The organism is Burkholderia sp. Ap-955, from assembly GCF_011753045.1.
GTDB lineage: Bacteria > Pseudomonadota > Gammaproteobacteria > Burkholderiales > Burkholderiaceae > Burkholderia > Burkholderia lata_D.
In genome coordinates this window covers 1-896 of record NZ_VWWH01000221.1, presented here as the reverse complement: position 1 = coordinate 896, position 896 = coordinate 1, and the positions used below count along the sequence as shown (strand labels likewise).

The following is an 896-nucleotide window of genomic DNA, read 5'->3' as shown; positions in this document are numbered from 1 at the left end:
CGCCCGCGAGCCGCCCGCAGGCGTCGTTCGCGCGCCGCCTGCTGCGCGCGTGGCCGCTGGCCCTGCTGCTCGCCGGGCTCGTCGGCATCGCCTACTGGGAAGACATGCAGCGCACGGCCGAACTCGCCGACATCGACGCGGCGATGCTCAGCGACGACCTGCCGCTCAACGCGTATCTCGATCACGGGTTCAACGCGTATCTGTCGCGCGCTCACTAACAGACAATAACGAGGGGATCGCACGGGTGAGTCAGAAGCGCGGCCTGGCCGTATTTTTCGGATGCGTAATCGCGATCGCCGTTTCCTACGTCGCCACTTATCCACGATTCCACCCGGCCCCCGCGACGACCACCGCCGCGGTCAGCAGCCCTGCCGCGCCCGCATCGGCCGCGACCGGGCTGACCACCGAACTTCCCCCGCTGCCCCTGCCCCTGCCGCTGCCGGCCGCTACCGGCCCGTTGTCGTGGGCGCGCCTCACACCGGCACAGCACGCGGCACTCGCGCCGTTCGCCGACCAATGGGACGGCTTCAGCGATGCTCGCAAGCGCAAATGGCTGAAGATCGCATCGCGTTTCGCGAAGTTGACGCCCGATGACCAGAAGCGCCTGCAGGACCGGATGACCGAATGGGCCAAGATGACGCCCGAACAGCGCCGCGTCGCGCGCGAGAATTACCAGAGTGCGAAGGAGCTTTCCGCGCAGGCGCGCGAGCGGGCGTGGAAGGCATACCAGCAACTCCCCGAAGAGCAGAAGGAACGTCTCGCGGCCGCCGAGCGCCGCCGCCGGCCGAGCGTCGTCAGTGCGCCGCCGACCGTCGCCGACCGAGACGTGCGCCGCCTCGTCAATTCGCACGAACACCCGGCAAGCGGCCCCGCCACCGCACCGGCGCCCGTCTCGA

The 896-nt window shown here is 69.6% G+C and carries 2 protein-coding genes; both read left to right on the top strand.

Annotated features, from left to right (window positions below; all coding sequences use genetic code 11):
- On the top strand, nucleotides 1-218 hold a 218-nt coding region (locus F3J15_RS37445; protein ID WP_166897848.1), incomplete at its 5' end, for a DUF3619 family protein.
- Nucleotides 219-244: 26 nt separating this feature from the next.
- Nucleotides 245-896: DUF3106 domain-containing protein (locus F3J15_RS37440; protein ID WP_166897846.1), on the top strand; the 652-nt coding region annotated here is incomplete at its 3' end.